Below are 14,286 nucleotides of genomic sequence, written 5' to 3' on the forward strand. Positions count from 1 at the left end.
GAAAAACAAATAAAAAAACACCCGCGTTTGCGAGTGTCAAAGGGATGATAAATGATGGGCCAATTCCATTAAATCACTGCGAAAGTTTCTGCCTGTCATTGGGATGCCGTGCCCGGTCAGCATCGCTTCCGGTTCTTGTTCGGCAAGTCTTTGAATGGACTCGGCGGCCATCTCAGTGTCAGGTGTGAAATAAGCCGGCGGGCCGTGAAGCTCCTGTTTTTGAATGAAGACGTCAGCCATTTTTTCCTGTTCAACTGTAATCACCGCATCGCCGGCGACAAGCACACGGCCGTCCTCGCGGAATAATGAAATATGGCCCGGTGTGTGGCCCGGTGTTGCGATCCAGATCCACTCGTCCAAAAAAGGAACAGTGCCGTCTTCAGGCAGCGCTTGAACATGAGAGGAAATATCGATCGAATGGCGCGGAAACAGCGGCGACAGCTTGGCAACCAGCCCGCTTTTGCTGTTTGGGCGCGCCGGCGGATAATCCTCTTTTCCGGTCACAAAAGGCATTTCCCGCGAATGAACATAAACAGGAACATCCCAATGCTCTAGGATCTCTTCAATGGCCCCGATATGGTCAAAGTGCCCGTGTGTCAGAATAATGGCCTTCAAGTGATAGTCATCACCGAATCTTTGTTTTGCTTCGTTTAAAATCATGCCGGCTGATTGAGGCATGCCGGCATCTATTAAAATAAATGAACGAGGTTCAGAAGGATACTGAATAAAATAGACATTCGCAATTTGCACGGTCAAGCCGTGCACCCCTTTTGCCGCTTCGAACCCCGTTCCGCTTCTGACCGAAGTCAGCGGCATATAAGGATCACTCATGATGACACCTCCGGTATGTTGTATGCCGTTAGTGTGTGTCATTACGCTTGAATTATCATACGGAAATAGAGATTGCACCGATCAATAGAGCGGCAGCTGTCATGACGATCACTGCGAGAACCGCCCATTTCAACGCGAATTTTTGATGGTCGTCAATAGAAACCCCGACAAGTCCGACTAGCAAATGAGTAGACGGCACAAGCGGGCTCAGCATATGGATCGGCTGTCCGATAATCGAGGCTCTGGCAATTTCGACTTTATCAACACCGTATGCGACAGCCGTTTCTGATAAAATCGGCAGCACTCCGTAAAAATACGCGTCATTCGGCATGAGAAATGTGAAAATGCCGCTAGTTAAGGCTACAATCGCCGGGATCAACCCGCCCATTTGTTCAGGAATCATCGACACAAGCGAAATCGCCATTTCGTCAACCATTTTGGTGCCTGTTAAAATTCCCGTAAAAACGCCTGCTGCAAAGATCATGGAGCCAATGGCCAGCACGTTGCTTGAATGTGCTGAAATACGCTGTCTCTGATGATCGAGGTTCGGATAATTCACAATGAGTGCAATACAGAATGCGATGACAAACAGCACCGTTAAACTGACTTTGCCTGATACTAAAAAGCCTATTAACGAAAGCGTTAACAACAAGTTAAACCACCAAAGCTTCGGCCGCTTCCACTCGTCTTCAACCGCAGCGGCTGGTTCGTTGACATCGGCCGGCTGTTTCAGCTCAATCACGCCGAGTCGTTTGCGCTCCGCTTTCCCCAGCACATACGCAACTGCGACCATACAAAGCATTCCGCTCGCGATCACGGGGATCATCGGCCCGGTCAGCTCAGCCGGATCAACCCCGAGCGCGCTCGCCGCCCGCGGCGTCGCGCCTCCCCACGGAATCGTATTCATAATCCCCATGCCGACACCGGCGATTCCCGCCAATATAATCGGCCGGATGCCGAGCAGCAAATAGAGCGGAAGCATCGCGCTTGTTGTAATCATATAGGTTGTTGAACCATCTCCATCCAATGCAACAAGCATCGTAAGAACCGCTGTCCCGACAACGATTTTTAACGGATCGCCTTTGACCATATTTAATATTTTGGCAACCATCGGATCAAAAAGCCCAGTGTCAATCATGATTCCAAAATATAAAATCGCAAACATAATCATAACAGCCGTCGGCGCCACCTGCTGAATCCCCGAGATCATCATATCGCCAACTTCAGTGAACCCGAAACCGGCTATCAGCGCAAACACAATCGGCGTCAAAACTAATGCTGTTAAAACAGAAAGCCGTTTTGTCATGATCAATGCCATAAACACAAGCATCATAAGAAATCCTAAGATTGCTAACACATTCATTCCCCCTTTAAATGAATCCGCTTACATTTTATCCCCTATTCCCCTTTTGCCTTTTTGTCATCGTATGAGAAAAACGGTCTCAAGTAAATAATTTGGTTTTTTTGTATTTTTAATTTTTTAAAACCGTTTTGTTCTTTTTGGTCATTTCTAAACACGAAAAAAGCATTCCGCCTACGGCAGAATACTTTTTGCTTAATTGCCTGTCATGATGGTTTGATAAAACGCTGATTGTTCTTCAAGAAACCGTTTCGTTTCCTTGCTGTTTAAATAAAAGCTCTCCCAGTCCTGCTCGTTTATTTTCTGCTTCCATTCGGGCGAGGATGTCACCTTTTTTAATGCTTGGTCCCAGTAAGAAATCTCTTCCTCAGACATGTTTTTCGGCCCCAGCACCCCTCTCCAATGAGAGAAGACAAACGGAATGCCCTGCTCTTTCCACGTCGGCACTTTTGGAAAACCGGGCAGCCTTTTATCTGACGTGACGGCGGCTAATGTAATCTCGCCGTTTCGCTCGTACGGCTTGGCTTCTGAAACAGTCATGGAAGCTGCTTCTATCTCATGCCTGATCAGCGCCTGGATCAATTCTTCACTGCTGTCAAACTGTAAAAACTCAATGTCGAAAGGGTCAATCCCGTACATATCAGCTGCTCTGACGAACGAGAGCTGATCGTCATTGCCAAGCCCCGGGGAAAAACCGATTTTGACTTTGCCAGGATGCTTCTTGATCTCTTTCAGCACATCCTTTCCGCTTTTCAGCGCCGACCCTTTCGGAAGAGCGACAGTCTGCCATTCCTTAGCGAGAATCGCCAGCGGCGTAAAATCATCAGTTTTTAATTTACTTTGTCCGAGCAGGTAATTGCTCAGGATTAAACTGGACATCATACTGATAGTCTTCCTGCCGCTTTGGTTGACATATTTCCAGCCTTTATCGCCTCCGCTCCCAGGCTTATACACAATATGAATCCCGCCTTTCATCAGCTGTTTTTGCCTGAGCACGGATTGAATCGCCTGCGCCGTTACATCCCAGCCCCCGGAAGGCTCGGCAGGCACAACGATTTCAACCGGCCCGTCCGGCAGACGTGGAGCGGCCGCCTTCCGGATGTCACCTTGCATGAAGACCAATAGACAAATAAATAGGATCACACATTTTTTCATCGCTATTCAGCCGCCAAATAATATTTTCTCTCCGGTCTGCCGATAATCCCGTACTCCAGCTCGGCTCGCGCTTCTTCCTTAGACACAAGATATTCGGCATAGCGGCGGGCTGTTGTTCGTGACGCGCCCATTGCTTCGCCAAGTTCTTCAGCTGTCATTCCTCCGTCCGCAGTACGCAGCGCCTCTTTAATTTTTTTCAGCGTGATCGGATTGATGCCTGTCGGCAAATCCTCCGCAGTGACAGCTCCCTTAGAGCTGCCCCCAAAAATATGGTCAATCATGGATTGGCTGACCTCCGGCTGAGACAGCAGCACCTGCCTTTTTTCTTTATACTGGAGCAGCACCTGTTTGAACTTGTCAGCCGATACAGGCTTTATCAAATAGTTTGCGATCCCTGCCCGCAGCGCTTCCTGTAAGTGGCGGGTTTCCGTTGCGGCTGTGATGATCATAATATCCACTTCCGGAAACCGTCTCCGTATCTCTGGAATCAATGCTGTTCCTAGCTCGTCCGGCATATAAATATCCAATAGCAGCAAATCAGTTTTGTGTGTCTCCAAAAGCAACATTGTCTCTTTGGCATTGCCCGCTTTGCCGATAATGCTGAATCCATCAAGCTGCTGAATCAATCTCTCATGGATTTGCGCAACCCGAAAATCATCCTCCGCAATCACGATGTGAATCAAATGGATTCCCCCTTTGTCTGTTTCTCCTTCGGTATAAAAACAGTAAATACCGCTCCCCCGCTTTTTTGATTTGCCAGCTCGATCCATCCTCCCAGCTCACGCACTGACTCTTTTACGTTGGCGAGTCCGTAGCCTCTCTTCATCCCCTTTGAAGAGTAGCCCCTTTCAAACACCGTCTCCATTTTATCAGGCGGCACTCCCAGTCCCGTATCGGATACTTCGATAACAATATCCCGTCCGATATCTGTAATAAAACATGAAACCTCCTGTACGCTTTGATCCGCTACAGCTTCGAAAGCGTTATCAATCAAATTGCCGATAATTGTAATGAGATGGGACAAGCCGACATGAGGAGGAAGAGGCCCAAGCGTGCTGTTGTCATCGATCGACAGCTTCACCTTTTTTTCCGATGCTTTGCTCATCTTTCCTAACAAAATCGCCTGCACCTGCTGCGAATGAATATTTTGGAATAAAATATCATGCTGTTCATTTTGGATGGCGTATTCCTCTTTAATCAATTCAATCGCTTCCTCATATTCGCCAAGCTCAAGCAGCCCTAAAATCGCGTATAGCTTATTAGAAAATTCATGAGTCTGGGCGCGCAGGTCCTCTGAGTATTTTCGCACCTCTGTCAGCGTGTCAATCAGCTTTTTCAGTTCTGTTTTTTCTCTGAAGCTGATAACAATTCCATACGCCTGTCCGCCTTGTGTCATGACTTTTGTATTGATAATAAAGACTTGATCGTTAACGCATACCTCCTGATTCGGCGGCATTTCTTCCTGCCCAAGCACAGACATCAGCTCTGCTCCCGGCATCACGTCATCAACAGGCACGTTCATCACAGGCTCGGGTAGCTTAAGCATCTCAGCCGCCGATACGTTCATCATCGTTACAATGCCATCACGATTGGTGGCGATAATCCCTTCCTTAATCGCCCGCAGCATCGCATTCCGCTCCCGATAGAGAGAGGCAATTTCGTGCGGTTCAAGGCCAAGCGTATCCTTTCTGATGCTTTTGGCAAGCGCGGCGGCACCGGCAAATCCAAGCAGCAGCACGAGTACAGCCATGAAGCTTAAGTCTCGCAGATGTTTCTTGATGCCTTGCTCTGTCTTGGTTTGCAGAAAATCAACGGACACGCTGCCGATCACGTGGCTGCGCCCCTTTTGTTCCTCGATAATCGGTGCGCTCCCACGGATCACCCTTTGTCCATCCGCTTTTGTCTCTGAGACGTGAGAGCCTCCAAACAGGATTTCTCTGCTTCTCGTCAGATGCTTATTTCCGCTATTTTCCGAGGCGGTTCGGACCATTCCTTTTTCATCAAGCACATAAATCGCATAAGCGCCGGTCTGTTCTTTCATTTGTTCAATGACCTCCTGCGCCTCGGCAGCTTGCCCGCCTTTCGACACGATAAGCTCCTTTGCCGGCGGCATATAGGAAATCGTTCTCGCCGTCTGCACCGCCAGCTGCTCTGCCTGTTTTCGCCCTTCTTTTGTTTGCTGAACGGCAAACGTGACTGTCAGCACGCCAATCACAAAGATCAGCAGCGCCGCAATCAACCCCATTATTTTTGTTTGCAGAGAAAAATGGAATCGCTTTTTCACCACAGCACCAGCCGTCCTTTCTACCTAGATCATACCATTTTTCGCCCGGAAATTTTCTTATTTTTCAAAATCCATTTCTTTGGTGATCAGGATCTATTATTCAGATCAGGATCTATTATTCAGATCAAGATGTTTCCTTTTCACATTGTCCAGTTTTGCTGAACAATCCTTTTTTCATGAAGGAATCATTCCGTCTGAACATTTCGATATACATATAGATATAGTATCTGAGTGATATGGTGAAGGGCGGGAGGTTATGGTGAAAACAAGTTTTATTGTGCTGACTTATAATCAATTGGCGTTAACAAAACAATGCTTGGAGAGCAGATGGACGCATACCGATGATGACTGTATAGAAGGGATTGTTGTAGATAACCGGCTCTCTATCAAAACGATTTTTAATGAAACAAACGAAGGGTTTGCGAAAGCCTGCAATCAGGGCCTTGAGGGATAAGGTTTCTTGGTATCATTTACACGGATATTAGAACAAATGAATTAAGTGACTGATCATCCTCTATGATTTGTCTAGTAAAGTTCGAGTTAAATGTTGCCGTGACATCTCCAAAAATGACCGAGTCTCATTTGTCATGTGATCGAATATAAAAAAGGCAGACCGCGTCTGCCTTTTTTCTTTCTACCATATCCCTAATAATTTCCACCATAATCCGCCGATCACAAGCCATGTGACAATATGAACGATCGACAGGATAAATCCGATAGACCACCATTTGCCTTGCGAAATGTAGCCCGCTCCGAAGAAGACCGGAGCCGCTCCAGAACCGTAGTGGGTTGTTGACCCGAACAGATTGCTGAAGAACGCGAGGCTCAGCGCTGCTAAAAGCGGCGGTGCGCCCGCTGCCACGATAACAGCCAAAAACGCTGAATACATCGCACTGATATGGGCTGTCGCACTTGCAAAGAAATAATGAGAGTAATAGTACACAACAATTAAGATTAAGAATGCCACAATCCAAGAGAATCCTGATACTGATGATTTCATGGCGTTGCTGAACCAAGAAACCATGCCTAATTCATTCAGGAAGTTGGCCAGCATAACAAGCGCCGCAAACCAAGTGAGCGTATCCCAAGCGCCCTGTTCTTTCTTGATATCATCCCAGGTCAGAACCTGTGATAATAAAAGAACTGACAATCCGATCAGTGCGGTTGTGGTTGCGTCGATGTTGAAACTGCCGCCAAAAATCCAAAGAGCAAGCACTAAAAGAAACACGATAACCATGGAAAGCTCTGATTTTTTAAATGGTCCCATTTCTTTCAGTTTTTCGGTTGCGATTTTCGCCGCGTCCGGTGTTTCTTTGATTTCCGGCGGATACAGCTTGTAAATCACAAGCGGCGTGATGATTAAGCTTACAAGTCCCGGTACAATCGCGGCAATTGCCCAGCTTGTCCATGTTAAGTCCACCCCTGCGACATCATGGGCCAGCTTGGCAATCAGCGGGTTCGCCGCCATCGCTGTCAGGAACATAGCAGATGTAATCAAGTTTCCCTGAAAACCGGTTTTTAATAAGAAAGCTCCGATTTTTCTTTCTGTTCCATCTGCCGGGCTTGATCCGAATGTTTCGGATAATGATCTGATAATAGGAAATATAATGCCTCCTGCACGCGCCGTATTACTTGGAATAGCAGGTGAAAGTATTAAATCACTGAATAGCAGTGAATAAGAAAGTCCAAGGGTTTTTTTCCCGAATTTCTGAACGAATACATACGAAATTCTCGCACCGAGCCCGGTTTTGATAAATCCCCGGGAAATAAAGAATGCGATGACGATAAGCCAGATGGTCTTATTCCCGAATCCGCTTAATGTATCCTCAATGGATAATGTTCCAGTTAATGCAGTAACCGCCAATGCAAAAATTGCAATTGCACCCATTGGCAAGGGCTTGGAGATAAAGCCGATAATTGTCGCGACGAAAATCGCAAACAAATGCCATGCTTTAGGTTCAAGTCCGGACGGAGCGGGAATAAACCAGATGATTAGTCCCACAGCGACAGTAATAAGCAATGGAACAAGCTTTACTGCTGACTGTTTTCCTGCGTCTTTTTCTGAAGCCATAAATAGGTCTCCTCCTATATACTTGTTTTCCGATCCCCTTTTTCATTCTACTCCTTAACTAAGTTAATAAACATTTTAATTAATTAAAAAACACAAAGGTGAGCAGCCCTTTGTGTTTTTTTCATTTCTTAATTTAGTTTACCCGCGCCCGCTTGAGATATAACATTTGACTTCACATTCGCGGAAGCATCAATTGATCCGTGCAAAGATGGCGTCCATCCGACAGAAGAGCTCAGCCCGTTTGCAGCCGATGCGTTGATCTGCGTACCGTTCAGCAATGTGCCGGAATCGTATAAAGCCGTCCCCCCGCTGAATACGCTGATCGTTTTAGCAGCAGTCAATCCCGGAACGTCAATGGCATTGTTTTGTGCATAGATTTTAGATGATTTTCCGATTCCCCACGCATAGCTAAAGGCATACTCTGATGAGTTTTTATTGCCTTCATAATAGTTGTTGTAAACGTGTACCTGCCCAAAACGGACTCTCGGTGCGCGCTGAACGATATTTTTGTAGCGGTTATGATGCAGTGTGATTTTTAATTTGCCGTCATCGGAAGTTTTGCTGTCGCTTGATCCGAAAATGGAGCTTTTATCATGATCGTGATAGAAGTTATAAGACATTGTAAGGTAATTAGCGCCGTTAGAGGCATCCGTTTGGCCGTCATGGTGCTGATATTCTCTTCCAAAATACTTTGGAGAGGTGCTGTCTGGACGCGAACCGTCATTAAATGTACAGTGATCGATCCATACATGTGTACCGCCGTTTATTGTGATGTTGTCATATTGTGAGTTCCAGTTTCCTGAACTTCCGTCAGTAGGGTCCCATTGCGGGAAATAGTCATATGCGTCTTGGAATTCGATATTGCGGATAATGACGTTATCGCTCTTGATCTGGAAGTTTCCGCCCAGAATTTTAGCATTTGACCCTGAACCGACGATCGTCGTATTTGCAGGGATATCCACCATCACGCGTGCCTTTTGGTTTTTCTGTGAGCGTGCTCTGGCCTCTTCCTGTGTTCCGGATGGTTCTTTTTTGCCCCATGTGCTTGGGTCATAGGCTTTCAAATATTTGTTCAAATCGTACTCTGGATCTTTATAATCATTCAGACCAAGCGGTTTCAGATTGTCATCGACATTCATGTCAATCGTTCCCTTGATATAAATGATTTTTGGCGTAGTGTTGGTGTCCTTGCCCAAAGCCGAAACGAGCTGGCTTCTGTTGCTGACTGTATACACGTGGGATGACGAGGCTTTTGATCCGCCTGTCGTGCCGGTCGAGTACGCTCCCCAGCCATCATTTGACCCTAACGTCTGATGACCCAAATCCGCTGCGTTCGCCCCAACCGGAGTCAAGCCTAATAACAAAGCCGTGGCTAACATCACTTTTTTCATGCAGTATGAACCCCCACTTTCTATTTTTTGTGAGAATTTGTTCCATATTCTCACAAAAAACATAATAGCAAATTCATGGGCATCCATAACCGAAAATGTACCTCTTTTTATTGCGGCATCCTGCAAAAAAAACACCGCAAAGACCGCAAATATAAAAAACCCCAAAAGGACGATAATCGCCTTTTGGGGTTACACTCCTGCATTATGCCCAAGATTTTACTTTTTCGTTGTCTGTCACAAAGAGAAGCACTTTCCCTTCATCGAGCCGTTTTTCAAACTGAGCCGCTTCGTCTTCTGAAAAACCGATTTCGTTGATTTTATTGCGAAGCTCGTCTCCTTTTTTATTAAATATGTTTCCTACCGCATGTTTGAAACCTGTTTCTTTGGCTCCGATCGTGTTGGCATTCGTGTTGTCTGCCAGTCGTTCCGTTCTGTCATCGTCGTGAGCTAAGACGTATACATCCTCTTTTGCGACACCCATTTGCTGTAATTCTTCTACATCCTTCATGAGCTGTTCGTCGTTTGTATACTCTCTTACAACTGGTTTCATATCCAATTCCTCCTTCATCATGTCTATGTTATATTTCATACCCGATCCTTTTTCTATGAAACAGCATCCAGAGCATTGGGCACAAAAACAGGAAGAATGGTAGTAGATATTTCATTTCTAACCATGGTAAAGTGATAAAAGGAGATTATTTTCAGAATAGTCAAAACCGAAACCGCTGCACGGAGCGTCCGAACATGAATCGCCATTTTTATCCGTACAAGCAGGAGGTATGTCCAATGCAATACTTTTCACCAGAACAGCAATACAATGCGTGGGTTGTGAGTGATTTAGTAAAACAGGTCTTCCATCAGCGTGTCGGCTATTCAGCCGGCATTCACCAGCTTGCCATCTTTGCCGAAGAAACATTTCACATTGATATCGACTTTGTTTTCTCTATTGTCATGAATATCGGAGACATTGAATTTGCGCTCTCTGAAGAAATCGAAAGAAAATTGTCCGGCTATCTCAGCGTTCTTCTTCCCCATGTCAGCAGAGATATGCTTGAAGCCTCTAAAGCCAACGCCAGTTCGTTTTTATCCCACAGACACGGCGATGCTGTGTACGATTTATTTGTGCCATATGACCCATACATCAAAAAAACATAAAGCAGCGGTTTCTGTTTCTTTATTTAAAAAATATTGACATAGGAAGCCATGCTATTATAGTGTTTATTTGTGATAATGATTCTCATTATTAAATTCAGAAAAAAGGAAGAAAACAATGCGCACCTATCCTAACAAGTTTATTGCCATCATCAGTGTTCTATTAATCGCTTGTTTCATTATATCCGGCTGTTCATCAAGTCAGGATAACAGCGGCGGCAAAGCCGGCAGCAAATCTAATGATTCAAGAGTCATTCAGCACGAAGCTGGGAAAACAACAGTGACCGGCTCACCTAAAAAAGTCGTTGTGCTTGAGCTTTCATTTCTGGATGCTGTTTACAATCTCGGCATCACGCCAGTAGGCATCGCCGATGACAACAAAAAAGACATGATTCAAAAGCTGGTCGGCAGCGCGATTGATTATACATCCGTAGGCACGCGAAGCGAACCGAATCTTGAGGTCATCAGCTCCTTGAAGCCTGATTTAATCATCGCTGACGCTGAACGTCATAAAAACATTTACAAACAGCTGAAACAAATCGCGCCGACCATTGAATTAAAAAGCCGGGAAGCGACTTATGATGAAACAATGGACAGCTTCAATACCATTTCTAAAGCATTAAATAAAGAAAAAGAAGGAAAAGAAAAACTCGCCGACCATACAAAGGTCATTGACGATCTGAAAGCGGAGCTTCCGAAAGATGAAGACCGCAGCATCGTTCTCGGCGTGGCAAGAGCCGATTCCTTCCAGCTTCATACGTCATCTTCTTATGACGGAGAAATCTTCAGCATGCTCGGCTTTACGCACGCCGTGAAGTCAGATAACGCGTATCAAGAGGTCAGCCTCGAGCAGTTAAGCAAAATCGATCCAGATATTTTGTTTATTTCAGCCAACGAGGGTAAAACAATCGTAGATGAGTGGAAAAAGAATCCGCTCTGGAAAAACCTAAAAGCGGTGAAAAACGGACAAATCTACGATGCAGACCGCGACATTTGGACAAGATTCAGAGGAATCAAGTCCAGTGAAACAAGCGCCAAAGACGTGCTCAAAAAAGTGTATAATAAATAGGACAAAAGAGAAGCGAGGAGAATCCTTGCTTCTTCGTTTTTGCAAACAGACGCAGCAAGGAAGTGAGACTGTTGTATTACTCAGCCAAACGGCGCTCATCATCAAGATTGATGGTTTTTATCATTTCACTGATCATTCTTATTTTCGGGCTTGGACTGAATCTCTCAGTAGGCGCCTCAGACATCGGCATCATTGATGCTTTGACATATCTTTTTGTATGGGACGGATCAAAAGAACAGCTTATCATCTCTACTCTTCGCCTCCCCCGCACCTTAATCGGCGTTTTCGTCGGCGCCAGCCTGGCTGTAGCAGGGGCGCTGATGCAGGCCATGACAAGAAACCCTCTGGCTTCACCTCAAATTTTCGGTGTGAATGCGGGTGCATCGCTGTTTGTCGTTGCTTCTCTCGTCATTCTGCCGGCGTCGTCCTACTCTTCGGTTGTGTTCGCTTTTGCAGGTGCGGCGGCAGGCGGCGCAATTGTGTATATGATTGCCTCTTCCGGCGGAATGACACCTGTCAAACTGGCGCTGTCAGGAGTGGCGGTGCATTTGTTCCTGTCATCTATGACACAGGCGATTATTATTTTAAATGAGTCGGGAGAGGATGTGCTGTATTGGATGACGGGTGCGATTGACGGCAGCAATTGGCAGGACGTCATGACCATTGCCCCGTTTTCTGTCATCGGCATTGGACTTGCCCTTGTGTTTTCAGGTCCCGTTTCTGTTCTCGGTCTCGGTGATGAAACCGCAAAAGGACTCGGACAAAACATGAACGGCATGCGGATTCTGATCAGCTTTATCATTTTAATTCTTTCCGGCGCTTCTGTGGCGGTTGCCGGCCCAATCGGCTTTGTCGGGCTGCTCGTCCCGCATATCGTCCGCAAGCTGATCGGAGAAAATTACAAGTATGTGCTGCCGTTTTCGGCGCTGTTCGGCGCCATCTTATTGGTGTACGCAGATGTCCTGGCCAGATGGATTGCATTCCCTTATGAATCTCCGGTCGGCATTGTCACCGCCATTATCGGAACACCATTTTTCTTATATTTAGCAAGGAAAGGGCGAAATCTGAAATGAAGAAATCAACCAGAAAACAAAAACGCCCCTTGCTGGCCATCCTCATATTGGCTGTCATCTTGCTAGTGCTGTCCATGATCAGCATCGGCTTCGGGGCATTGTATATTTCACCTTATGCGGTGGTTACGAATCTGTTAGGAGTGGATCATTCCTTCGAGTTTATTATTCAGCAGTACCGGCTCCCCCGCATTATACTGGCGATTCTGGCAGGCGCCGGGCTTGCCGCTGCCGGAGCCATTTTGCAGGGTGTCATCCGAAATCCCCTTGCGTCCCCGGACGTTGTCGGAATTTCAAAAGGGTCCGGACTGGCCGCCATGGCCGTTATTCTCATTTTTCCTGAGTCTCCGGTCTACGTGCTGCCGTTCTCCGCATTTGCCGGAGCAGCCATTATTGCTGTAGTATTATTAATGATAGCCCGCAAGAAAAGCATTCATCCCTCTTCATTGGCTTTATCAGGCATTGCCTTAGGCGCGGTCTGCCACGCCGGCATGCAATATATGATGGTCAAATTTCCGGGGGACGTCAATGCAGCGCTCATTTGGCTGACAGGCAGCCTCTGGGGGAGAAACTGGGAAGAAGTCAAGCTCCTTGCACCATGGCTTCTTGTCCTTTTGCCGATTGTCTGCATCCTCATTCCGAAGCTGGATCTGATGTCACTCGGTGATGAGCTTGCGCAGGGTCTCGGCGAAAACGCAAACAGGCTGAGATTCACCCTGATTTTCACCGCAGTTGCACTGGCGGGGAGCTGTGTAGCCGTCGTCGGATCAATCGGTTTTATCGGGCTGCTTGCTCCGCATATCGCCAGAAGGCTTGCCGGAGAAAAAGCTAAATATTTACTGCCTGCATCGGCATTAATCGGTGCTATTATATTATTAATCGCAGATACATTAGGACGCGGCATCATGCCTCCGGTTGAGATACCCGCCGGAATATTGACAGCTGTGATCGGCGCGCCTTATTTTTTATATTTATTGAAATTCGAAGCGAGGAAACAGTAGGGAGAGGATACCATGAGAAAACTGGCTGCAGACCAGCTCACTCTTTCATATGACAGCACAGTGATTATTGACGGAGTCGATTTAAAGATTGAAGAAGGAAAAATCACTGTGCTCATCGGCGCCAACGGCTGCGGAAAATCAACAATCCTCAAATCGCTTGCCAGGCTGATGGCCCCAAAAAGCGGCACGGTCCTATTAGAAGGAAAAGATATTCATCGCCAGTCGTCCAAAGAAGTGGCTAAAAAGCTGGCGATTCTTCCTCAGTCTCCTCAGGCGCCTGAAGGATTGACGGTACAGGAACTATGCTATTTCGGCAGACATCCTCATAAAAAACTGTTATCCAAGCATACACAAGAGGATCACGATATGGTAGAGTGGGCGCTTGACGCAACCGGAATGAATGAGCTGAAGGATCGGACACTTGATGCCCTTTCAGGCGGTCAAAGACAAAGAGCCTGGATTTCCATGGCGCTTGCACAAGGCACTGATTTGCTTTTGCTCGATGAACCAACCACTTACTTGGACATTTCTCACCAAATTGAGGTGCTGGAGCTGCTGAAAAAGCTGAACCGGGATCATGGACGCACAGTTGTCATGGTGCTTCACGACTTAAACCAAGCCGCTCAATATGCTGATTATCTGATCAGCGTACTGGACGGAAAAATCTACAATGCCGGAACGCCGGAAGACGTCTTTACCCAGCCGTTTTTCCGGGAAGTCTTCGGCTTGGAATGCTGCATCATGAGAAGCCCGATCGATCAGAAGCCGATGTGCCTGCCGATGGGACTATGCCCAAAATTACGGACGTGATGAACAAGGAGAGGAATCTGCCTCTCCTTTTTTTTATGCGGCTTACTTTTTGTATTTCATCACTTGTCCATGTTACATTGGTGTCAATCAAA

The 14,286-nt window shown here is 46.5% G+C and carries 12 protein-coding genes and 2 pseudogenes; 6 read left to right on the forward strand and 8 right to left on the reverse strand.

Features of this window, described 5'->3' with window-relative positions; translation table 11 throughout:
* Positions 1–36: 36 nt before the first annotated feature.
* The 5 genes and pseudogenes from M1D69_RS17110 to M1D69_RS17130 all read right to left on the reverse strand — a co-directional run bounded on the left by M1D69_RS17110 (position 37) and on the right by M1D69_RS17130 (position 5,633).
* The gene (locus tag M1D69_RS17110; RefSeq protein ID WP_458105410.1) at positions 37–831 is read right to left on the reverse strand and encodes an MBL fold metallo-hydrolase; all 795 of its coding nucleotides are present in this window, start codon (positions 829–831) and stop codon (positions 37–39) included.
* Positions 832–886: 55 nt separating this feature from the next.
* The gene (citM, locus tag M1D69_RS17115; RefSeq protein ID WP_458105409.1) at positions 887–2,188 is read right to left on the reverse strand and encodes a citrate transporter CitM; all 1,302 of its coding nucleotides are present in this window, start codon (positions 2,186–2,188) and stop codon (positions 887–889) included.
* Between the two features lie 198 nt (positions 2,189–2,386).
* Complete coding sequence (locus M1D69_RS17120; RefSeq protein ID WP_059353399.1) at positions 2,387–3,346, reverse strand: tripartite tricarboxylate transporter substrate binding protein; 960 nt, start codon at positions 3,344–3,346, stop codon at positions 2,387–2,389.
* A gap of 2 nt (positions 3,347–3,348) precedes the next feature.
* Positions 3,349–4,029: a response regulator gene (locus M1D69_RS17125; protein WP_101860956.1), complete on the reverse strand. Its 681-nt coding sequence runs from the start codon at positions 4,027–4,029 to the stop codon at positions 3,349–3,351.
* Positions 4,001–5,633 (reverse strand): annotated as a pseudogene (locus M1D69_RS17130) (ATP-binding protein). Before M1D69_RS17130 ends, M1D69_RS17125 begins: the two are co-directional and overlap by 29 nt.
* Positions 5,634–5,886: 253 nt before the next feature.
* On the opposite strand from M1D69_RS17130, the pseudogene M1D69_RS17135 reads away from it, so the two are divergent.
* Positions 5,887–6,078, forward strand: a pseudogene (locus tag M1D69_RS17135) (glycosyltransferase family 2 protein); the annotation flags it as partial.
* 186 nt (positions 6,079–6,264) lie between these two features.
* Here M1D69_RS17135 and M1D69_RS17140 read toward each other — a convergent pair.
* The 3 genes from M1D69_RS17140 to M1D69_RS17150 all read right to left on the reverse strand — a co-directional run bounded on the left by M1D69_RS17140 (position 6,265) and on the right by M1D69_RS17150 (position 9,642).
* Positions 6,265–7,701: an anion permease gene (locus M1D69_RS17140; protein WP_024120552.1), complete on the reverse strand. Its 1,437-nt coding sequence runs from the start codon at positions 7,699–7,701 to the stop codon at positions 6,265–6,267.
* A gap of 128 nt (positions 7,702–7,829) precedes the next feature.
* Complete coding sequence (locus tag M1D69_RS17145) at positions 7,830–9,092, reverse strand: pectate lyase (protein ID WP_458105408.1); 1,263 nt, start codon at positions 9,090–9,092, stop codon at positions 7,830–7,832.
* 202 nt (positions 9,093–9,294) lie between these two features.
* Positions 9,295–9,642 carry a general stress protein gene (locus M1D69_RS17150; protein WP_458105407.1) on the reverse strand — a complete coding sequence of 116 codons (348 nt, stop codon included), beginning with the start codon at positions 9,640–9,642 and terminating at the stop codon, positions 9,295–9,297.
* 236 nt (positions 9,643–9,878) lie between these two features.
* Here M1D69_RS17150 and M1D69_RS17155 point away from each other — a divergent pair, with 236 nt between their 5' ends.
* The 5 genes from M1D69_RS17155 (at position 9,879) to yfmF (ending at position 14,194) form a co-directional block, all read left to right on the forward strand.
* Complete coding sequence (locus M1D69_RS17155; RefSeq protein WP_024120548.1) at positions 9,879–10,247, forward strand: DUF3212 family protein; 369 nt, start codon at positions 9,879–9,881, stop codon at positions 10,245–10,247.
* 115 nt (positions 10,248–10,362) lie between these two features.
* Positions 10,363–11,313, forward strand: a complete 951-nt coding sequence (locus M1D69_RS17160) for an ABC transporter substrate-binding protein (RefSeq protein ID WP_458105406.1) — start codon at positions 10,363–10,365, stop codon at positions 11,311–11,313.
* 71 nt (positions 11,314–11,384) lie between these two features.
* Entirely contained in the window at positions 11,385–12,386 is a 1,002-nt protein-coding gene (gene fecD, locus M1D69_RS17165) for a Fe(3+) dicitrate ABC transporter permease FecD (RefSeq protein WP_458105405.1), read from the forward strand.
* A complete protein-coding gene (yfmE, locus tag M1D69_RS17170) occupies positions 12,383–13,384 on the forward strand; it encodes a Fe(3+)-citrate ABC transporter permease YfmE (RefSeq protein ID WP_458105404.1) in 1,002 nt (333 codons plus the stop codon). The genes fecD and yfmE overlap by 4 nt, the downstream gene beginning before the upstream one ends.
* 12 nt (positions 13,385–13,396) lie before the next feature.
* Positions 13,397–14,194 carry a Fe(3+)-citrate ABC transporter ATP-binding protein YfmF gene (gene yfmF, locus M1D69_RS17175; RefSeq protein ID WP_458105403.1) on the forward strand — a complete coding sequence of 266 codons (798 nt, stop codon included), beginning with the start codon at positions 13,397–13,399 and terminating at the stop codon, positions 14,192–14,194.
* The last annotated feature ends 92 nt before the right edge of the window (positions 14,195–14,286 follow it).

The sequence above is a fragment of the Bacillus sp. PK3-037 genome (assembly GCF_054161355.1).